The 20,923-nt window shown below is 72.8% G+C and carries 14 protein-coding genes; 3 read left to right on the forward strand and 11 right to left on the reverse strand.

Translation table 11 applies throughout. From position 1 onward, the window contains the following. Positions 1 to 51: 51 nt before the first annotated feature. Entirely contained in the window at positions 52 to 783 is a 732-nt protein-coding gene (locus tag ACFY8W_RS02115; RefSeq protein ID WP_391099043.1) for a GDSL-type esterase/lipase family protein, read from the forward strand. Positions 784 to 804: 21 nt separating this feature from the next. Here ACFY8W_RS02115 and ACFY8W_RS02120 read toward each other — a convergent pair whose 3' ends face one another. Further along, positions 805 to 2,484 carry a rhamnogalacturonan lyase B N-terminal domain-containing protein gene (locus tag ACFY8W_RS02120; RefSeq protein WP_391099045.1) on the reverse strand — a complete coding sequence of 560 codons (1,680 nt, stop codon included), beginning with the start codon at positions 2,482 to 2,484 and terminating at the stop codon, positions 805 to 807. A 260-nt stretch (positions 2,485 to 2,744) separates the two neighbouring features. Between ACFY8W_RS02120 and ACFY8W_RS02125 the strand changes: the two genes are divergently transcribed. Next, a complete protein-coding gene (locus ACFY8W_RS02125; protein ID WP_391099047.1) occupies positions 2,745 to 5,639 on the forward strand; it encodes a glycoside hydrolase family 2 TIM barrel-domain containing protein in 2,895 nt (964 codons plus the stop codon). Between the two features lie 145 nt (positions 5,640 to 5,784). Here ACFY8W_RS02125 and ACFY8W_RS02130 read toward each other — a convergent pair whose 3' ends face one another. From ACFY8W_RS02130 to ACFY8W_RS02165, 8 genes are all read right to left on the reverse strand, one after another. Beyond that, positions 5,785 to 6,837, reverse strand: a complete 1,053-nt coding sequence (locus tag ACFY8W_RS02130; RefSeq protein ID WP_391099049.1) for a GDSL-type esterase/lipase family protein — start codon at positions 6,835 to 6,837, stop codon at positions 5,785 to 5,787. Positions 6,838 to 6,869: 32 nt separating this feature from the next. Continuing rightward, positions 6,870 to 9,611 carry a Tat pathway signal sequence domain protein gene (locus tag ACFY8W_RS02135; protein WP_391099052.1) on the reverse strand — a complete coding sequence of 914 codons (2,742 nt, stop codon included), beginning with the start codon at positions 9,609 to 9,611 and terminating at the stop codon, positions 6,870 to 6,872. 187 nt (positions 9,612 to 9,798) lie between these two features. Then, positions 9,799 to 10,416 (reverse strand): hypothetical protein, encoded by a 618-nt coding sequence (locus ACFY8W_RS02140; protein WP_391099054.1) that lies wholly within the window; start codon positions 10,414 to 10,416, stop codon positions 9,799 to 9,801. Next, positions 10,413 to 11,249: an ABC transporter permease subunit gene (locus ACFY8W_RS02145; protein WP_391099056.1), complete on the reverse strand. Its 837-nt coding sequence runs from the start codon at positions 11,247 to 11,249 to the stop codon at positions 10,413 to 10,415. The genes ACFY8W_RS02140 and ACFY8W_RS02145 overlap by 4 nt, the downstream gene beginning before the upstream one ends. Next, positions 11,246 to 12,256 (reverse strand): ABC transporter permease subunit, encoded by a 1,011-nt coding sequence (locus ACFY8W_RS02150; protein ID WP_391099059.1) that lies wholly within the window; start codon positions 12,254 to 12,256, stop codon positions 11,246 to 11,248. Before ACFY8W_RS02150 ends, ACFY8W_RS02145 begins: the two co-directional genes overlap by 4 nt. Next, entirely contained in the window at positions 12,256 to 13,482 is a 1,227-nt protein-coding gene (locus ACFY8W_RS02155) for an extracellular solute-binding protein (RefSeq protein ID WP_391101672.1), read from the reverse strand. The genes ACFY8W_RS02150 and ACFY8W_RS02155 overlap by 1 nt, the downstream gene beginning before the upstream one ends. 354 nt (positions 13,483 to 13,836) lie before the next feature. Continuing rightward, complete coding sequence (locus tag ACFY8W_RS02160; RefSeq protein WP_391099061.1) at positions 13,837 to 15,441, reverse strand: alpha-L-arabinofuranosidase C-terminal domain-containing protein; 1,605 nt, start codon at positions 15,439 to 15,441, stop codon at positions 13,837 to 13,839. Between the two features lie 193 nt (positions 15,442 to 15,634). Next, a complete protein-coding gene (locus ACFY8W_RS02165) occupies positions 15,635 to 17,014 on the reverse strand; it encodes a rhodanese-like domain-containing protein (RefSeq protein WP_391099064.1) in 1,380 nt (459 codons plus the stop codon). A gap of 469 nt (positions 17,015 to 17,483) precedes the next feature. Between ACFY8W_RS02165 and ACFY8W_RS02170 the strand changes: the two genes are divergently transcribed. Continuing rightward, positions 17,484 to 18,494, forward strand: a complete 1,011-nt coding sequence (locus ACFY8W_RS02170) for a DUF5937 family protein (protein ID WP_391099066.1) — start codon at positions 17,484 to 17,486, stop codon at positions 18,492 to 18,494. A 100-nt stretch (positions 18,495 to 18,594) separates the two neighbouring features. Here the strand turns inward: ACFY8W_RS02170 and ACFY8W_RS02175 are convergent, their stop codons facing one another. Together ACFY8W_RS02175 and ACFY8W_RS02180 are read right to left on the reverse strand one after the other, a co-directional pair. Beyond that, positions 18,595 to 19,548 (reverse strand): FG-GAP-like repeat-containing protein, encoded by a 954-nt coding sequence (locus tag ACFY8W_RS02175; protein WP_391099068.1) that lies wholly within the window; start codon positions 19,546 to 19,548, stop codon positions 18,595 to 18,597. Between the two features lie 179 nt (positions 19,549 to 19,727). Further along, on the reverse strand, positions 19,728 to 20,843 hold the full coding sequence (locus tag ACFY8W_RS02180; RefSeq protein WP_391099071.1) for an ABC transporter substrate-binding protein: 1,116 nt from the start codon (positions 20,841 to 20,843) through the stop codon (positions 19,728 to 19,730). Between the last annotated feature and the right edge of the window lie 80 nt (positions 20,844 to 20,923).

Genomic DNA, 20,923 nt, shown 5'->3' on the forward strand with positions numbered 1-20,923 from the left:
CGATCACACGACCGCACGGCCCCTTTTCCATCCCGAACGAGGAGAGTGACGATGCCCGTCCCTGAAGCCGGAGTCCCCCGGCCGCGCACCCTGTTCATCGCCGGGGACTCCACCGCCTCGCAGAAGTACGCCGACGCGGCCCCGGAGACCGGCTGGGGCATGGCGCTGCCCTTCTTCCTGGGCGGCGGCACGGAGGTCGCCAACCACGCGGTCAACGGACGCAGCACGAGGACCTTCCTCGACGAGGGCCGGTTCGACGCGATCCTGTCGGTGATCCGCCCCGGCGACCTGCTGCTCGTCCAGTTCGGCCACAACGACCAGTCCGACGACCCGAACCGGCAGACGGACCCCTGGAGCGTGTACCAGGACAACCTGCGGGTCTACGTGGAGGGCGCGAGGTCCCGGGGCGCCGTCCCGGTCCTCGCCACCTCCGTGGAGCGGCGCCAGTTCGACGCGTCCGGCACCGCGCTGCGCACGCTCGGCGCCTACCCGGAGGCGATGCGCGAGGTGGCGGAGGAGACGGGCGCGCCGCTGCTCGACATCGAGGCCGCGTCGCTGGCCCTGTGGCAGGAGCTCGGCCCGGAGACAACCAAGGAATACTTCCACTGGACCGCGACGGCGCGGGACAACACGCACTTCAACCCGCCGGGGGCGATCGCCGTGGCGCGGCTCGTCGCGAAGGCGCTGGCGGGCGCGGAGCTGCTCGCACCCGGCGAGGTGCGCCGTCTGGACGACGAGTTCCCCGCCGACCGGATCACCTGGCCGGAGGCCGGGGAAATCTGACACGGACGGCGGGTCACCGCGTCACACGAGCAGGTCGACGCAGTCGATCGAGGTGCCGGGGCTGAGGAAGCCGGTCCCGGCCGAGCCGCTGACGACGTTCAGCCGCAGCACGTTGTACTGGCTCGGGTCGGTCTTCCAGGCGCTCGCCGGGACGACGTAGGTGAAGGTGTGGTTGTTGCCGCGGTAGGAGCCGGTGGTGAGGGAGCGGGTCGACGGCTGGGCGGGCGGTGACGGGATCGCCGAGACCCAGTCGTTGACCGTGACCCGCGGCCGTCCGTTGAGGAAGGCCGTGGTGACCCCGATGCGCAGGGTGTGCGCGGCGGCGGCCTGGGCGGCGGTCAGCCTGAAGTAGACGAGGACGCCGTCGTTGACGTCCTTCCAGAGGTAGCAGGGGAAGGACGAGCGCACGTCCGTGCCGTCGAGGACGACGTTGCCGGTCCAGGGGGCCGCGCGGACGTCGGCGGGGTGGGCGTACGTCATGAGGGCGGCGTTCTTGGTTCCGGCCGGCGTGCCGTTCCAGTCGCCGATCCGCCAGATCGCGGGGGCGGTGCTCGGGTCGCCGGTCAGGGTGATCGTGTGGAGCGCGGTCGCCGTGCCCGCGGTGACCGTCACCGTGCCCGTGTGGACGGCGAGTTCGCCCTTGTGGACGGTGAGGGTGTACGTGCCGGGGAGCATGCCCCGGCAGGAGAAGGCTCCGGTGCCGGCGGCCGCGCGGGTCCAGTACTGGGCGTCGGCGTTGGCGAAGCCGACCGTGTACGGGTGGGCCGGGTCCATGCCGGCGAGTCCGACGCCCGCGACCCGGCCGCGACCCGCGGCTCCGACCCATCCCGCGATGCCCAGGCCGTCCACCCAGGAGGTGTCGTGGACGGCGGGGAACAGCGCGGGGTCCGGTGTGCCGCCGTCGGTGAACGCGAGGACGTACGGGCCCTGGAGGCCGAGGCGCATCGCCTCCGTCTGGGACTGGTTGTAGTGGAGGATCTCGTAGAGCCCGACGCCGAGTTCGTTGGAGTGGCGCAGCAGGGACCGGTAGAAGGGGCCGCCGGAGGCCTTCTCGTGGTTGGAGCGCACCATCCAGAGGCCGATGGTTCCGGTGGTGTACCCGATGTGGTCGTAGTCCATGACGCGCAGCCCCGAGTAGTGCTTGGAGCGGGTCCGGCCGTCGGCCCGCCGCCAGACGTCGCCGGCCTCGATGACGGTGTCCGCGCCCTCGACCCAGGAGTCGGGGCCCTCGTTGGGGAAGATGCCGGGCTTGAGGCGGACGATGTAGCGGGTGGCGGTGAAGGACGTGTCGGCCTTGTCGGTCCACAGGTACACGTTGTTCAGTCCGGCGCGGGCGGCGTAGTAGTGGCGGAGCGTGCCGTGGACGACGGTGACGAGGACGGTGGAGCCGGCCTGCCGCAGGGTGACGGTGGACGGGCCGAGGCCGGACTCGACGTGCGAGTGCTTGCCGCCGTACCCCTCGTACTCCTTGCCCTTGTAGAGGAGGGAGGTGAGGTCGCCGGTGGACTTGGAGACCTTGAAGACGAGACCGGCGCCGGTGTCGACGACGTACTGGGTGCCGTCGTCGCTCCAGCCGAAGGCGGCTGCCGCGGCGCGCGCGGGGCGGGGGCCGCCGGTGGCGGCCAGGGCGGTGCCGGCCGCTGCCGCGCCGAGCAGGGTGCGACGGCGGAGCGGGTGTGAGGGGGTGTCGTACGGGTTCACGGTGCGGCTCCTTCGAGGCTGTGGGGGTCGGTGTGCCCGTAGGTCGCCGCCGAGCGGCCAGGGGTTGCCGCCCGGATCGAAACGATTCAAGAACTGTCCACGCGGGACGAGAAGAGTCCAAGGGTCCACTGGCCGGCCGGGGTTGTGCGGGGACGGACGGCGCGATGGGATGGGAGCCGCCCGGAAGCGCTTGCCGCGAGCCGCCGGCGCCCCGCCCTCCACACAGAACCCCGCCCCTTCCCGTGCCCCACAGGAGGACCATGTCCACGCTGCCCTGGTACGAAGACGTCTCCCCCGGCCGCGGCACGCTTCCGCCCCGTGCCTGGTACGCCCGCTCCGACGCCGCCTCCCTCTCCCTGAACGGCGAGTGGGCGTTCCGCCTCTCGCCCGCCGCCGATGGCCACGACGACTCCTTCGCCGCCGCGGACTTCGACGCGAGCGGCTGGGACGGGATCACCGTGCCGGGCCACTGGGTCCTCCAGGGCAAGGACGGCGCGTACGGAGCACCGGCGTACACCAACGTCGTCTACCCCTTCCCCGTCGACCCGCCGCGCGTCCCCTCCGAGAACCCCACCGGCGACCATCTGCGCCGCTTCGACCTGCCCGGGGACTGGCCCGCGACGGGCGGAGCCGTCCTCCGCTTCGACGGCGTGGAGTCCTGCGCCCGGGTCTGGCTCAACGGAACGGAGCTCGGAGAGTTCAAGGGCTCCCGCCTGGCCCACGAGTTCGCCGTGGGCCGGCTGCTGCGCGCACGGGACAACGTGCTCGCGGTCCGCGTCCACCAGTGGTCCTCCGGCTCCTACCTGGAGGACCAGGACCAGTGGTGGCTGCCGGGGATCTTCCGGGACGTCACGCTCCTGCACCGGCCGGAGGGTGCGCCCGCCGACTTCTTCGTCCACGCCTCGTACGACCACGCCGGGGGCACGGGCGGCCTGCGCGTCGACTGCGACGTCCCCGGCCGGGTGACCGTGCCCGAGCTGGGTCTCGACCTCGCGACCGGCGGGACGGCGACGGTCCCGGTCGAGCCGTGGAGCGCCGAGGTCCCCCGTCTGTACGAGGGCGAGCTGACGGCCGGCGGGGAGCGGATCGCGCTGCGGATCGGGTTCCGCTCGGTGTACGTCGAGGACGGGGTCCTGAAGGCCAACGGCCGGCGCGTCCTCTTCCGGGGCGTCAACCGGCACGAGTTCCACCCGGAGCGCGGGCGGAGCCTGGACCTCGCGACGATGCGCGAGGACGTGGAACTGATGAAGCGTCACAACATCAACGCCGTCCGTACCTCGCACTATCCGCCGCATCCCGCCTTCCTCGACCTGTGCGACGAGTACGGCCTGTGGGTGGTCGACGAGGGCGACCTGGAGACCCACGGCTTCGAGGAACTGGCGTGGCGGGGCAACCCGGTGGACGACGCGCGCTGGACGCCGGCGCTGCACGACCGGGCGGCCCGGCTCGTCGAGCGGGACAAGAACCATCCCTCGGTGGTCCTGTGGTCGCTGGGCAACGAGTGCGGCACCGGTGCCGGACTGACCGCGATGGCACGGTGGATCCGCGAGCGGGACCCGTCCCGGCCCGTGCACTACGAGGGCGACCGCTCGTGCGCCGACACCGACGTCTACTCACGGATGTACCCGACGCACGCCGAGGTCGACGAGATCGGCCGGCGCGCCGACGAGGGCCCGGAGGCGCGCCGCGGACTGCCACTCGTCCTCTGCGAGTACGCGCACGCGATGGGCAACGGTCCGGGCGGACTCTCCGAGTACCAGCGGCTGTTCGAGACCCACGAGCGGTGTCAGGGCGGCTTCGTGTGGGAGTGGATCGACCATGGCCTGGTGCACCCGGAGTACGGGTACGGCTACGGCGGCGACTTCGGCGAGGAGCTCCACGACGGGAACTTCGTCTGTGACGGGCTGCTCTTCCCGGACCGTACGCCGTCCCCGGGCCTGCTGGAGTACAAGAAGGTGATCGAGCCGGTGCGGATCGCGGCCGGGGAGGAGCCGGGCACGGTCTCGGTCACCAACGGCCACGACGTCGCCGATCTCGCGCACCTCGCCTTCACCTGGTCGTTCCGGGCCGACGGCGAGGACCTCGCCGAGGGCCTCCTGGAGGTCCCCGCGCTGCCCGCCGGGCGGAGCGCGGCGGTCCGGCTGCCCGAGCCGCCCGCGCACCCGGCCGGGGCGGAGACCGTGTGGACCGTACGGGCGGTGCTCGCCCGCGCCACCGCGTGGGCGCCCGCCGGGCACGAGATCGCCTGGGGCCAGATCACGGCCGCGGCACCGGCGGCGGCGCCGCGGACGCCGGCCGGCGCGCGGCCGGCCAGGGCGGCGGACCGGATCACCCTCGGCCCCGGCGTGTTCGACGCCCGCACCGGCGAACCGCTGGCCTTCGGCGCCGTGGCCGTCACGGGCCTCCGGCTCGACGTGTGGCGCGCGCCGACGGACAACGACGAGGGCGCGCCCTGGCAGCCGGACGTCCGCTACGGCACGCTGTGGCGGACGCTGGGCCTGCACCGGATGCGGCACCGCACCGACGAGGTGCGCGTCGGGCCGGACTCCCTCACGGTGCGGTCGCGCGTCGCGCCCGCGGGCCGGGACCTCGGGCTCGCCGCCACGTACCGCTGGACCTCGGACGGCACCGCGCTCGGCCTCGACGTCGACGTCGTTCCGGAAGGCGAGTGGACGGTGCCGCTCCCCCGGCTCGGCGTCCGGCTCGGCCTGCCGGGCACCCTCGACCGGGTGGCCTGGTACGGGGGCGGGCCCGGGGAGGCCTACCCGGACACGCGGGCGGCCGCCCGGCTCGGGCGCTGGGAGTCGACGGTGGCCGGCCTCCAGACCCCGTACGTGCGTCCGCAGGAGAACGGGGCTCGGATCGACACCCGGTGGCTGGAACTGTCCGGCGGGACCGACGGCGTACGCGTCGCCGGCGACCCGGCGTTCTGGTTCACGGCCCGCCGCTGGACGACCGAACAGCTGGACGCGGCCGCCCACGGCACCGACCTCGTGCCGGGCGACGTCCTCTGGCTGCACCTGGACCACGCGCAGCACGGCATCGGCTCCCAGTCCTGCGGCCCGGGCGTGCTCCCGGTGCACCGGCTGTCCGCCGCTCCCGCCTCCTTCTCGTTCACGTTCACGTTCACGGCGAGCGGCGGGCAGAGCGCGTGACGGTCTCGGCCGGCCGTCCCGCCGCCGTCCGGCTCTTCGGCCGGCCGTTCCCGAGTCCACACCAGAATCCCCGGCCCCACGCACCGGGCGCCCGAACGGGTACGCGGCCGGGCGTCCGCCGCCGCCTGGCCGGCCCGTCCGCCCTTCAGCGGAACAGGGGTTCCGGGACGGTGCCCCGGGCCCGCAGCTCACCGGCGACGAGGGCCGCGTACTCCGTGGCGCCGCGCACCGAGGTGTGGGTGTTGTCCCGCTTCTCCGCCGTCAGGTAGAGCGCCTTGGAGGCCTCGGGCCCCAGCTCCTCGACCCGCGCCTTGGTGAGGGCGGTGAGGTCGACGAGCGGGGTCACGAGCTCGGCAGCGAGGGCGCGGATCTCGGCCGGGTGGTCGACGCCGAGGCCGTTGACGAGCAGGGCGACGCCGTTGTTCAGGGTGCCGTCGGTGTTGAACCAGCGCCGGACGACCGGGGTGACGAGGACCGGTTCGCCGCCCCGGGCCCGTACCCGCCCGACCAGGGTGGTGAGGTTGGCCCGGTAGGTGGCGGCGTCGGTCTGCTTGTCGTTGTGGGCGAGCTGGATCAGGACGAGGTCGCCGGGGCGGATCGCGGCCTCGACCCGGTCGAAGAGCGCCGGGTCGGCGAGGAAGGTGGTGGTGCTCTCGCCGGAGTCGGCGTGGTTGGCGACGGCGATCCCGCGCCGCAGGAGGGCGGGGAGCATCTGGCCCCAGCCGGTGTACGGCTCGCCGGGCTGGTCGCAGACGGTCGAGTCGCCGACGAGGAAAAGCTTCCGGGCGGCCGGCGCGGGGGTGATCCGCAGCGAGGCCACGCGCGGCGCGGTCCCGCCGAGCACCAGGTCGAGCCCGGGGCTTCCGACGGCCCCGGTGGGCTCGCCCTCGGGGTCGCGGACGTCGACGGTGAACGAGCGCCTGACCCGCTCCCCCGCCCCGGTGGCGGTCTCGGCGAGCAGGGCCCGCCGGGTCTCGCCGGAGACCGCGGTCGCCCCGGCGGTGTCGCCGCCGAGGGTCACGGTGACGTCGTACGTTCCGGGGGCGACGTCGAAGTGGCAGGCGAGCCCCTGGGCTGCCCTGGGGGCGCAGTGGTCGAGCCCCTGGCCGTAGGGCCCGTCGGCGGGGACGGCGGGTGCGGCGGCGAGCGCGGCGACCAGAGTCGCCGACGCGAGGACGAGAACGGTCCTTCTCATCATCTTCCTCCCGGTTCTCATCATCCTCCCGGAGGTCACTTCGGGAGCTGGTCGCCGACGAGGGCGAGGTTCTGGATGGCGGCGAGGCCGTACAGGGCGGTGGTGTTGGTGCTGATCCACAGGTGCTCGTAGCCGGGTTCGAGCGAGTCGGAGCCCTGGACGGGCGTCTTGTCCCAGACCATGGCGGCGGTGTAGCCGTCGCTCTTGTCGAACTTGGCCCAGGCACGCTGGGCGAGCCTGACGTCGTTCAACTGGGCGGCCGCGTAGGCGTCCTGGCGGGAGTGGCCCTGGAAGAGCAGGAGCGTGCCGAAGTTCTGGCCGTACCGGGCGGCCTGTTCGGCCTTGGTGGCGTTGAAGTAGCGGCAGTAGTCGAGCCAGGCCTCCTTGAACGCGGGCATGTCGACGAGGTCGATGAGCTCGGCGCACATCTCGACGAGCCCGAACATCGCGGAGAGGTGGGAGACACCGACGACGGCCTTGTCGGCGACGGCGAAGCGGCCGGTGTCCAGGTCGTACAGACCGGTGCCCTGGACGAAGCCGTTGGGCTGGGCGGCGATGGTCTCCATGGTGGACCGCAGCCGGGCCTCGGCCTTGGCGGCCTTGGGGCCGCCGCGCTCCCACTCGGTGAGCCAGGCGGCGGCGAGGCCGCTCCAGTCGGTGCCGAAGCCGACGGAGAGGGCGTGGCGGTCGGGGGTGTAGGGCTCGGTGCGGATCTTGCGGATGGGATCGAGCACGAGGAAGGTCTCGTCGGAGTCGACCAAGTCGTGCATGAGGTCGCCGACGCGCTCGTCGGCGGTGAGGAAGTAGTAGGGACGGCGGTAGACGGCCGTGGAGATGCGCTGCTGCTTCGCGCTGTCGGCGAAGTGCTGGACGCCGTGCCGGGTGCCGAGGCCCGCCCACGTGCCGAGGTGGTACACGTCGACCTCACCCGTGTGCCGGGTCATGGCCTCGGCGAACCGGAAGATGTCGGCCCGGCCGGAGCGCAGATAGGCGTACCAGAGCCAGAGATCGGGCGAGAGCTCGGAGTTGTCCCAGGCGTAGCCACCGACGTCGTACCGCCACTGGTGCCGGTCCTCGTCGTAGGTGTGCATGATGTCGCCGTAGTCCCAGAAGCCGTACCAGCGGCGCTGTTCGGCCTGGTCCCTGTAGTAGGCGAAGAGGTAGTCGAGGCGGTCCTCGATCTTCGCCCTGGCCGCGGTGGAACGGTCGACGGGGGCGAACAGCCCGCCGAACACCCGGGCACGGGCGAGGTCTTCCGGACTCGCGGCGAGCTGCGGCGGAGTCCGTACGGCGGCGGCCTGGGCGACGAGGACGCCGGCACCGGGCGTGCCCGCGTTGGCCCAGAACATCAGCTCGCTGGTACGGGCGATGCCGTACGGGGTGCCGAACCCGGGTTCGTGGTCCTCGTAGGTGATGTTCAGGCCTTCGAGCTGCTCGGCGTAGGTGTCCTGGCCCATGCCGTCGTGGTAGAAGCGCAGGTCCATGGGCTGCGCTTCGGGTGACCAGAGCCAGAGGGTGACCTCGGCCTCGTCACCGGCGGCGCCGCGGACGTCCAGCTGGGCGGGGTGCTTCTGCCAGAAGTCCCGCAGCCCGAACGAGAGTCCGCCGCTGACGCCCCCGACGTATCCGAAGCCGCTCGCGCGCCGGCCCCCGCCGGCGGGGATCCAGCCGTGGCCGGCCTTGGTGCGCTTGCGGATCGCGAACCCGTCCGCGGAGAGCTGGGCGAGGCTGTAGTCGCCCCAGGTGGGGACGTACTGCATCCGGCTGGTGACCCGCTGGTCCCAGGTGGCGGGGTCGGGCAGCTTCTCCCCTCTGACCTGGGCCTTGCGGACGGCGGCGCCGGGGTCACGGCGCAGCCCGGTGACGCCCTGCACGGCCTCGGTGAGGAACCCCGCGCCCTCACCCGCGAGACGAACGTGACGGTCGTAAGGGGCGTCGCGCATCGGCACGCCGAAGCGAACGCCGAGCCCGCGGATGAAGTCCTTGTTCTGGTCACCGTCGAAGGTGATGGTGTGGACCATGCGGAAGGACTCGGATCCAGCGTGGAAGTAGAGCCGCACGCAGAACGGCAGCCAGCTGCGGCTCCCCTTCCGGTGCTTCCCGTCGATCCGGACAACGGCCCGCACAGGACCGTCCTGTTCCACCACGGCACCCGAGATCTCGCCGTCGAACCGCTCCCACTTGGCGTTGCCCTGGTCGCCGTCGTCGATGTCGCTCTGCCGCAGCAGCACGAGCCGCCCGTCGGTGGCGATCTTCACACCACCACGGGTGACGGACTCGACGAGCTTCCCACCGTCCCGGGAGACCACCACGCGGACGACACCGGTATCGACGGTGATCCGCCGGTCGTTCGCGGAGACGGTGACGGACTCCGCAGCCGTGGCGGGGGTTCCGGGTGCGAGGCTGAAGCGCTCGATGCCGCCCGCGCCGGGCCCGACGGCGTGCGCGGTCCACTTGAGCGAACCGTCGGGCCAGCGCGCGGTCGTCCACGTCTGTACGGGCACGGGGTCGCCGTCGGCGGAGGTCAGGGTGAAGGCGGTGTCACCCGCGTGGACGCCCTTGGGCCAGGCGACGCCGAAGGTGGAGCCGGCGGCAGCCCCGAGCCCGCCGGGCTCCAGCCAGCCGATGGTGGCGGGCCGGCCCTCGGGAACGGCCTCGGGAACGGCCTCGGCGGCGGGAGCGGCCTGGGCATCGCGCCCGAGCACCCGGCTGAACTGCGCGGCGGCTCCGGCGACGGCGGCCGCCTTGAGAAGGGAACGACGAGGTAGGGCGGACATGAGCGAACCTTTCGACGAAAGACGAACGGAAGCGGGGGCCGCGTCGGGGACGTGAAGCGTGATTCGTGGCGCGGGAGAAGGGCGTTCGGCACGCGACGAGCCGGACCGCGCCGTGCGTCATGCGGTCCCGAACGCGGACCACGGAGCGACCCACGCGCCACCACGACGGGTCGAACCGGCGGCAGCCCTACACGGCGGCGGGCGGGGCCGTGCGCCGCTCGACCGCCAGAACGGCAGCGACGCATACACCAAGCGCCGGCACGGCCAACGGCGCCGAGAACCAGGCCGAGGCGCCGACGACGGCGAACCCGCAGACGACCAGGAGGGACCCGGCCGTATCCCGCAGGGTCCGGCGGCCGCCGGCCGCGAGCAGCCCGCCCCAGCGGGCTCCCGCCCGCCAGGCGCCACAGGCCCGCAGCAGGGCGACGGCGGCCCACAGCCCCGCGAGGACCCCGACGGCCCCGACGCCCCGCCCACCGGGCAGCCCCCCGCCCCGAACGACGGCGAGATCGGCCGCCAGCAGCCCGAGCCCGGCCCAGAGCCCGAGCCCCGCCGCCCAGCCGCCCGCGCGCAGCGCGGCCCGCAGGTCACCGGCGAAGAACCGGAGTCCCGCGGCCTCGCCGTCCGTCCAGCGCCTCAGGTGGCTCGCCCCGGCGGCCAGCGCCGCCGGCACGGTGACCAGCGGGAGCGCGGCGACCGCGATCCACACGCCCACGAGGAGGCACTCCGCGAAGATCCCGAAGCGCTCCAGGAATCGCCCCCACGCCGCGTCCGGGACGCGCGCCTGCTGACGCGAGGCGCTCATCCCTTGAGCCCCGAGGTGGCCATGCCGTCGATGAGGTAGCGCTGGAAGGCGAGGAAGAAGGCGACGACGGGCAGCAGCGCCACCAGGGACATGGCGATCATGCCGCCGTAGTTGGCGACGCCGTCCTGGTCGACGAACATCTTCAGCCCCAGCGAGACGGTGTACTTCTCGGGCTCGTTGAGGTAGATGAGGGGGCCGAGGAAGTCGTTCCACGCGTTGATGAACGTGAAGATCGCGCTGGTGATGAGCGCCGGCCGGCACAGCGGCAGCACGATCGACCAGTAGATCCGCGGATGGCCGCAGCCGTCGAGCCGGGCCGCCTCGTCCAGCTCCTTCGGCAGTCCGCGCATGAACTGGAGCATCAGGAAGACGAAGAAGGCGTCGGCGGCCAGGTACTTGCCGAGCAGCAACGGCGTGTAGGTGTTGATGAGTTCGAGCTTCTGGAACAGCACGTACTGCGGGATGAGGAGCACGTGGTACGGGAGCAGCAGCGTGCCGATCATCAGCGTGAAGAACAGACCGCGCCCGGCGAACCCGACCTTGGCGAAGGCGTAGGCGGCGAGCGAGCTGGAGGCGAGCACGCCGACCACCGAACCGACGGCGAGGAAAAGGGAGTTGCCGAAGAACGTCGAGACGGGGATGTCCGCGATCCCGTCCGCGAGCCGCCGGTAGTTGTCGGTGATGGGGTCGGCGGGGAACAGCTCCGGGCTGCCGACGATCTCGTCGTTGGGCTTGAAGGAGCCGCCCACGACCCACACCACGGGGTAGAGGACGACGGCGAGGACGGCGAGCGCCCCGGCGTGCCAGGCCGCGGAAGCCGCCTTGGGACTCATCGGGCGTCCTCCTCGTAGTGCACCCAGCGCCGCTGGGACCAGAACAGCACCGCCGTGACCAGTCCGACGGCGAGCAGCAGCATCCAGGCCATCGCCGAGGCCAGGCCCATGCGGCTGTTCTCGAAGCCCTGGATGTAGAGGTAGCAGGTGTAGACGAGGGTGCCGTCGGCCGGGCCGCAGGCGTTGCCCTGGCTGCCGATGATGTAGGCGGAGCCGAAGATCTGGAAGGAGTGGATGGTCTCCAGGAGCACGTTGAAGAAGAGCACCGGGGAGATCATCGGCAGGGTGATGTTCCAGAACCGCCGCCACGGTCCCGCGCCGTCGACCTGGGCGGCCTCGTACAGCTCCCGCGGCACCTGCTTGAGCCCGGCCAGGAAGATGACCATCGGGGCGCCGAACTGCCAGACGGTCAGCGCCACCAGGGCGTAGATGATGCGGCCGGGGTCGCCGATCCAGCCGCCGGGCGCGAGGCCGAGGGCCTGCTGCGCGCGGTCGACGGCGGCGCCGTCGGAGAACAGCGCCCGCCACACGATGGCGACGGAGACGCTGGCGCCGATGAGCGAGGGGGCGTAGAACGCGGCCCGGTAGAAGCCCTGGCCGCGCCGGCTCTGGTTGAGCAGCAGTGCCACGCCGAGGGCCGCGGCCAGCTTGAGCGGGGTGCCGACGACCACGTACCAGCTGGTCACCTTCACGGAGGTGCGCCAGCGGGGGTCGCCGAACATCTCGGTGAAGTTGTCGAGGCCGATCCACTTCGGGGCGTCGAAGAGGTTGTAGTCGGTGAAGGCGAAGTAGAGCGAGGCGACCATGGGTCCCGCGGTGAGCAGCAGGAAGCCCGTGATCCACGGGGAGAGGAACAGGTAGCCGGCGAGGTTCTCGCGGCGGGGCCGGGCCGCGCGGCGCGGCGCCGCCCGTCCGGGGGTGGGCGACGGCGCGGGTGCGGGGCCCGGCGGGCCCGGCGGGGACCCGGGTGCCGGGCCTGTCCGTACGGAGGTCACGGCGGCGTCCATCAGGCGGCGAGGGCCGTCTTCGCCTCGGTGAAGAACTGCTCCACCGCGTCCGCGACCGGCCGGGTGCCGAGGGACATCTCCTCGGAGAGCCGCAGGAAGGCGGCCTCGACGACGTCGGCGCCGGCCGGGTGCGGGGTGATCGGCTCCAGGACCCGCGACTCGACCAGCTGCTTCTCGTAGGCGGCGATCTGCCTGCCGACCGGGTCGGAGGGCACGTACGCCTCGTACTGGGCGACGGTCGAGGGGACTCCGCGGTCGTAGCCCATGATCTTCGCGACCTCGGGGTCGTGGACCATGAAGTCGATGAACCGGGCGACCTCCTTGGGGTGCTTGGTGCGCCTGGAGCCGCTGAGCATGAGGGAGCCGAGGTACTGGCCGGTCTTGTGGCCGTCGGTGGTGGGTATGGGGGCGAGCCCGTACTGGCTCTTCCCCTCGGAGCTGTAGCGGACGGAGAAGTTGTCCCAGGTGAACTCGCAGCCGGCGAGTCCGGCGGTGACGGCCGACTTGGGCTTGGCCTGGATGGTCTTCTTCGGGTCGGCGTAGAGGCCGGACCTGACGCGCTCGAACGCCTTGGTCCACCAGTCCGTCAGGTCGGTCTCGGTGAAGCCGAGTGCGGAGGTCGTGAAGAAGGCCTTGCCGTGCTGGCGGAGGTAGAGGTCGTAGAGGTACATGATCCCGTACGGGCCCGCGTCGCCGGCCCGGCCCTGACCGTCCTGGATCCTGGCGAGGGCCGCGTGGTACTCGTCCCAGGTCCAGCCGGGCTTCGGGTGCACGCCGGCCCGGGTGAACACGGTCTGGTCGACGACGAGGGCCATGGAGTTGCTGCCGACGGGGATGCCGAGCAGCTTGCCGTCGACCTCGCCGAACCTCTCGAGTCCGGCGCGGAACCCGTCGAGTCGGAGGTTCCCGGCCTCGACCTGCCCGCGCAGGTCGAGGAGGACGTTCTTCTTGTCGTACTTGCGCAGGAAGCCGATGGCGTTCTGGAAGACGTCCGGTGGGTTCCCGCCCGAGGCCTGGGTGTTGAACTTCTTCCAGAAGTCGGCGTAGGGCTGGAAGTCGGTCTTGATTTTGATCTTCGGGTACTTCTTCTCGAAGAGCGCGATCGACCGGTTGATCCGCTTGGCCCGGTCGTCGGAGCCCCACCAGGCGTACCGGAGGGTGACGGTGCCGCCCTCCGAGCCGGATCCGGTGCCGCAGCCCGCCGCGGTCAGGCCGAGGGCCGCCATGGATCCGCCCGCGACCTTCAGCAGACCCCGACGGTCAACAGTGCCTTGCGTACGCACAGTTCGTCCTCCCGCGCGTGATTAGAACGTTTCAGGAAAGCGCTTGCTGGGACAAAGTAGGGTCGTCGGCCAGCTCCGTCAACGCTTCGGACAGGATCTCCGGGATCTCTCGAAGCGCTGGACGAGGTCGCGGACGCCTAGCCACATGAAAGGATTCAACGACCTCCCGACGAGACGCCGGACGGTCTCGCCGGTCGGGCCGGTCGGGCGGGCGGCCGGTCAGGCCGGTCGGTCCAGCGGTCGGTCGGCCGGCCGGTCAGGCCTGTCGGTCAGGCGGCCGGTCGGGCGGCCGGTCGGTCACGCCAGCCGGATGACGTTCCAGGACATCGGCTCCAGTACGGCCCGCAGTCGGCCGTCGGCGACGCCCGCACCCTCGACCGCGTGCGGCACCACCCGGTCCGGTGCGTCGAGGGTGTTGCGGGCCTCGGGGTCCGCGTCGGCGAGCGCGGTGTGCTCCACCACGCGGCTCACGTCGAGCCCCCGCAGCGCGACTTCCAGGGGCAGTTCGGCGCGCTGGTCGCGGTTCACGGCGAAGACGGTCACGGTCCCGTCCTCGCCGCGCACGGCCGTGGCGTGCAGCAGCGGCACGTCCCCGTACTTCGGCGTCGGGTACGTCGGCGCGTCGACGCGCACGTCGAGGACCGTGCCGTGCCCGTGGCGCGCGGCCTGGGCGAAGGGATGGAAGACGGTCTGACGCCAGGCGGGACCGCCGGGCTCGGTCATGATCGGTGCGATCACGTTGACGAGCTGGGCGAGGCAGGCCACGGCGATCCGGTCGGCGTGGCGGAGCAGGGTGATCAGAAGGGTGCCGAGGACGACGGCGTCGGTCACCGTGTAGACGTCCTCCAGGAGGCGGGGCGCCTCCTGCCAGTCCTCCACCGGGTGCGGGTTGGGGCGGCGCTGGTACCAGACGTTCCACTCGTCGAAGGAAAGGGTGAGCCGCTTCGGGGACTTGAGCCGGGCCCCGACGTGGTCGCAGGTGGCGATCACCTCCCGGATGAAGGCCTCCATGTGGACGGCGGAGGCGAGGAAGGAGTCGCGGTCGCCGTCCTGTTCCTCGTAGTAGGCGTGCAGGGACACGTGGTCGACGACCTCGTACGTCTCCTCCAGGACGGTCGCCTCCCAGGCGGCGAACGTGGGCAGGTCGCGCGCCGAGCTGCCGCAGACGACGAGTTCGAGGCCGGGGTCGATCTGACGCAGGGCGCGGGCGGCCTGGGCGGCGAGCCGGCCGTACTCCGCCGCCGTCTTCTGACCCGTCTGCCAGGTGCCGTCCATCTCGTTGCCGAGGCACCAGAGGCGGATGCCGAAGGGGTTCGCGTCGCCGTGCGCGATGCGGCGGTCGGACAGTTCGGTGCCGCCCGGGTGGTTGGCGTACTCGACGAGGTCCATGGCCTCCTCGATGCCGCGGGTGCCGAGGTTGAGCGCCATCACCGGCTCGGCCCGCGGGCCGATCTTGCGCAGGAAGGCCATGAACTCGCTCAGGCCGAAGCGGTTGGTCTCGGTGGAGCGCCAGGCCGCGTCGAGCCGGCGCGGCCGCTGCTCGACCGGCCCGACGCCGTCCTCCCAGCGGTAGCCGGAGACGAAGTTGCCGCCGGGATAGCGCACGGCGGTGACGCCGAGTTCGCGGACCAGCTCCAGGACGTCGGTGCGCAGTCCGTCCTCGTCGGCGGCGGGATGGCCGGGCTCGTGGATGCCGGTGTAGACGCAGCGCCCGAGGTGCTCGACGAAGGAGCCGAAGAGGCGCGGATCGACGGGACCGACGGTGAAGTCGGGATCGAGGGTGAATCGGGCGGTGCGAGTGGCGCGTTCGGTGCGCTGAAGGCGCTCGGGGCGCTCAGTGGGCTCAGTGGGCCCGGTGCGCTCGGTGCGCTCGGCGGGCTCGGTGGGCTCGGCGTGGGGCACGCGACTCCCTTTCGTTCGAAATATCGACCAACAGCCGTATGTCCGAACGAAAACGTAGGAGTGGACTCTCGGGACGTCAATGGATCAACGGAAGTTGGTCCTGATCCGTCGGGTTCCGCAGGAGGCCGGAGGCTCCGGTGGCGGATGGCCGCGGCTGCGGGCCGATGCGGGGCCTGAGGCCGGGGCCGCGGCCTCAGGAGCCGGCGTTCCGCGGGCCCGGGGAGAGGGACAGGCCGTGGGCGGCGGCGTAGTCGGCGGGTCCGCCGCGGAGCACCACGAGACGGGTGTGACCGGCGCGTTCGAGGAGACTGGCGGCGGTCATGGCGCGCACGCCCCGGCTGCAGGCCACGACGACCCCGTCGGGGACGTCGGCGGCGACACGGCGGAGCCCGCCGAGTTCGACGTGGAGCGCCCCGGGGACGTGTCCGGCGGTGAACTCCGAGGCCTGGCGGACGTCGAGGTACGGGCGGCTGCCCGTCCGGTCGGCGGTGACGAAGGCGGTGGTGGTCTGCCCGTTGCCGTCGGCGAGCCAGGCCGGCATGCCTCCCGCCAGACGTCCGGCCAGCCGCTCGTACCCGATCTTGTACGCCTGCCAGACGAGCTCGCCCAAATCCTGGCCCTCGCCCGTGACGAAGGCGAGCGGCGCGGTGTCGGGCAGGAGCCACCCGAGCCACGTGGCGAACTGGCCGCGCAGCGGGTTGGAAAGGGAGCCGTGGACGTGGCCGGCGGCGTACTCGGCGGTGGGACGTACGTCGACGACGTGGCCGCCGTCGGCCATGAGGGCGCGGACCTGTTCGGCGGACAGCTCCGCCAGGAGCGGGGTCCCGGTCAGCACGGCGGGGCCGCGCCGGTTGACCTCGGCGAGCCGGTCGAAGTAGGCGGGGTACGTGCCGAGGCTCGCGAGCAGCTGCCGTACGAAGGTGTCCTCGTCGCGGGCGGCGAGCAGGGGGTTCGCCCGCCTCTCGGCGCCGATGGTGGAGGTGCGCTCGTCGCCGGGCGGGGCCGAGCAGAAGGAGCCGGCGCCGTGCGTGGGCCACACCGCGGTCCCGTCCGGCAGCTCGGCCAGTCTGCGGAGGGAGCGGTACTGGGCGCGGGCGAGTTCCTCGGTGCGGTCGGCGCCGAGGAGGTCGGTACGGGCGGCGGAGTTCACGATCAGCGAGCCGCCGGTGAAGACGCCGAGCTCCCGGCGGCCGTCGAGGAGCAGGAAGGACAGGTGCTCGTCGGTGTGCCCGGGCGTGGCGAGGGCGCGCAGCGTCAGCCCGCCGAGGTCGACCTCGTCGCCGTCGTCGAGCCCTCGGTGGGCGAAGGCGCGGCGACCGGCGGCGGAGGCGAGCACCGTGGCGCCGTGCTCGTGGCCGAGCTGGACGGCGCCGGACAGGAAGTCGGCGTGCAGGTGGGTGTCGGCGGCGTACGCGACGGCCAGTCCGCGCCGTTCGGCGGCGGCGTGGAGGGCGCGCAGGTCACGCGCGGCGTCGACGGCCAGCGCGCGTCCGTCGCCCAGGTCCAGGAGGTAGGCGCTGTTGCCGAGGCCTTGGTCGACCAGCGGGACCAGATGATCGTCGGCGAAGCCCATGGTGCCCTCCTTTCCGGGGCCGTGGAGGCCGCGGGGGCTTCAGTTCCAGCAATCCACAGATGCCGGGAGGAAGCAATCGGGGACGCTGCGAAGAGCGGGACCAGGACCGGCGCCGGGGCCGGGACCAAGGCCGCGCTCCACGACGCGTTCGCGGCGCGCGGCAAGGCGCCGGCCGGCGGTGGGCGCCCGGGAACCGCTCGACCCGCCCGCCCGGGGCGAGCGCGCCGTCGGCGCGCACACGAAGGCCGCAGGGCTCGACCTGGCCGGCGCCTCGGTCCCCTCCGGACACTGGCGCGGACCGGCTTCGTCGTCGCCCGGCGCGAGGGCGTCCGCATCCGCTTGCGGCTCGCCGCAGCGTGCTGGAAAGACGCCTCGCCGGCCTCCCCTGCGCACCGGAGGGTGCGCGTGTGGACCCCGCGACCGCTCGCACCCGCCTCCGGCCGATCGCACGTTCGGTACGCTCCGACGCGTGATCGACATCATCTTCGGGCCCGACGATCTGACGCGGATACGCTTCGCGCGCTCACCGCTCGAGGAGCTGGTGCACAGCGTGCCCGTGCTCGCCGGGACGCGCCGGCCGCTGGTGCACCGGCCGTGGCTGGAGTTCGCGGCGCCGCGGGTGACCGGGCTCGATCTGCGGGTGTTGCTGGCGCTGGCGCGGGGTCCGCGGATCGTGCCGGACTTCCTCGCTCCGCCGCCGGAGGCGCTGACCGGGAACTTCGGACACGAGCTGGCGGCGATCGCCGCCACGCCCGGCGAGGTCGTGCGCACCTCGCTCGACGAGCTGCGCACCGACGGCGAGCTGCCGGCCGTGCTCCGCCCCCTGTACGAGGATCCCGACCACGAACTGCCCCGTGTCGTCGACACCATGGCCGTCTACTGGCGGGCCGCCGTCGAGCCGGTCTGGCCCCGGCTGCGGGCCCTCGACGACGCCGACATCGCCCACCGGGCACAGCAGCTGACGACCGGCGGTCTCGCCAAGGTCTTCGACGACCTCCACCCCGAGGCGCGCTACGAGGTGGACCGGCTCCGCATCGACAAGCCGCTCCACTCCGCCCGGCGCGAGGCCGCCGGTGCGGGACTGCTGCTCGTGCCCTGTGTGTTCGCCTGGCCCCGCCTGCTCGTCCTGCACAACGAGCCGTACCAGCCGACGCTCACGTACTCGCCGCGCGGGATCGGCCGGCTGTGGACGGAGCAGTCGTCCGACGCGTCCGCCGAGCCGCTCGGCGACCTGATGGGGCGCAGCCGGGCCGCCCTGCTCACCCACCTCGACCTGCCGCTGTCGACCACCCAGCTCGCGGCCTACCTCGATCTCAGCGCGGCGGCGGTCTCGCAGCACCTCGCGGTGCTGCGCCGCTGCCGGCTGGTGACCTCGCGCCGCTCGGGCCGCTGGGTGCTGCACCAACGGACCAGTCTGGCCGAGGAGTTGCTGGGCACGGGCGTGGCGGGGACGGCGGTGACGGCGTCCCCGGAGCCGTAGACCGACTCCGGGGACGCCGTCACCCGTTCCCCCGTGCTCCCCCGTTTCCCCGTTCCCCCGTGCTCCCCCGTTCCCCCCGGCCTCTCCCCCGTGGGCTCGGTCAGGCGAAGTAGATGCCCTTGGGGTCGAAGGCCGACCAGCCGGAGCCGGCGTGGACCGCGCCGCCCCAGCTCGTGCCGCCGGTGCCCGAGCCGGTGTTCGGGTAGTACCTCAGGGCGTCGCCGTTCTTCTGCACGAGGTCGGCGCGGTTGTCGCCGGTGATGTCGGCGAACCAGATGCTCGACGGGTCGTGGCCCGACCACCCGCTGCCGGTGTAGTAGCTGGTGGCGCCCCACGGCCAACCGCCCGTGTGGCCGTTGGTGTTGGGGGCGACGAGGAAGGAGCCCTGGGACAGTTCGATGCGTTCGGCCCGCTGGTCGCCGTTGAGGTCGGCGAACCAGATGGAGCGCGGGTCGCGCCCGGAGTAGCCGTAGCCCATGGTCACCGCACCGGCCCAGCTCGCACCGTCGCCGAGGTTCCGGTAGTAGCGGAGCGCGTCGCCGGACTTCTGGACGAGGTCGGCCTGACCGTCACCCGTGATGTCGGCGAACCAGATGCTCGACGGGTCGTACCCGGACCACCCGCTGCCGGTCCGGAAGTCTCCGGTCCACGGGTTCGAGCCGAACGCGGCCCCGTTGTGGTACCAGACGCGGAAGCTGTCGCCGGACAGGTTGATCAGGTCCTTGCGGCCGTCGCCGTCGAGGTCGGCGAAGTACACGCTGCGGGCGTCGGCGCCGCTCCACCCGCTGCCGTTGACCGTGTTCTCGCCCCAGGGCCATCCCAGGTTCTGGCCACCGGTGTTCTTCCAGATCCGGAAGCCGTCCTCCTTCTTGATCAGTTCGGCGCGCTCGTCGCCGGTGAAGGAGGACCCGGTGAGGACCAGTGGCGCGGCAGCGGCCGGCGCGGTCGTCGCGGCGGTCCCCGTGAGGCCGAGCGCGAGCGCGGTGAGGCCGAGCACGAGACCCTTGAGGCGCCGGCCGGCGCGGCCGCGGGCGGTCCTCGCTCCGGTCCTCACGTCGGGCCCCGCTTCGGTCCGCACTGCGCAGGCGGTGTTCGTACGAGTCATGGCCGTCCCGTCGTCGGAAGGAATGATGTGGTCGGCTTCCCCGGCCGGGTGCCGTGAAGAGCTTCCGCCGCGCACGGCTCCGCCCACCACATTTTCGTCACCGCTTAAACGGAGGGCCGCCCGCTCCCTCAGCCGGAGTGGAGGACGCGGAACCGCTCGGGGCCGGCCGGGTCCCGGTCCACGACCTGGACCGGTGGCCACACCCACTGCCACACGCCGGTGCCGGGCGTACGGGAGAACCGGATCCGGCCGCGCGTCCCCTCGACCTCGGCCTGCGGCCAGGACTCCGCGAGGCGCGCCCGGTCCGGACCGTGGGAACGCAGCAGGTCGGCCAGGACCACGACGGTGTCGTAACCCTCGAACGCGACGAAGGACGGCGCCCCGGCCAGTCGCTCGCGCAGGGCCGTCTCGACTCGTGCGCCCAGCGGGCCGAGGCGCTCGGGCAGGTAGCGCAGGAACGGGACCGCGGCACCGTCGCCGCCCAGCGCGGCCGCCCAGTCGGCGAACTCCGGCTGTCCCGCCGGAGCGCCGATCAGCACCCCGGCGAGGCGCTCGTCGTGGCGGACGGACTTGACGATGGACACCGCCGGCTCCGGGAACCCGACCAGCAGCAGGAGGGCCGTCGCGCCGGCGGCGACGAGTTCGTCGCACAGGGCGGCCGGGTCGAGCGCGACCGCGTCGAGCTCGGTCACGGTGCCACCGCGTGCGGAGAGGTGGTCCCGGAGGATGCGGATGCCGGAAGCCCAGTAGACGCTGGGCTGGGTGGCGACGGCGATGCGCCGGTGGCCGGCGCCGAGGAGGAAGTCCGCGTAGAGCCGCCAGCCGTGCGACTGCGCCGGGGCGAGGCGGGCGACCCGGTCCGTCGGCTCCTCGGTGAGACCGTCGAGGACCGCCGACGAGCAGAGGAAGGGCAGGCCGAGCGCGTCGGCCCTCGCGGCAGCGGCGCGGGCGACGACGCTGTGGTACTCCCCCGCCACAGCCACGACGCCCAGACCGGCGAGTTCGTCCACGGCTGCCGCGGCCTTCCGCGGATCGGCCGCGGTGTCACGGACGACCAGCTCGATCGGCCGCCCGTCCATCCCGCCGGCCTCGTTGACCTCGCCGACGGCCAGCTCGAGACCCGCGAGCAGATGCCTGCCGGCCTCGACCCACCCCGGCGGCGACAGCGGGACGAGAGCACCGATCCGTACGGCTGGTTCCTCGGGGCGGTGTCCCGCTCCCGTTCGCGATACCGGCGTGTTCATGCGTGTGCGTCTCCCTGTGTCGACGATTCGGCTCCGGTCAGTCTCTCCTCCCATGGCGGCGGGACGTCGGGGCTTCTGAC

Origin of the sequence: Streptomyces sp. NPDC012637, assembly GCF_042954805.1 — a bacterium.
GTDB lineage: Bacteria > Actinomycetota > Actinomycetes > Streptomycetales > Streptomycetaceae > Streptomyces.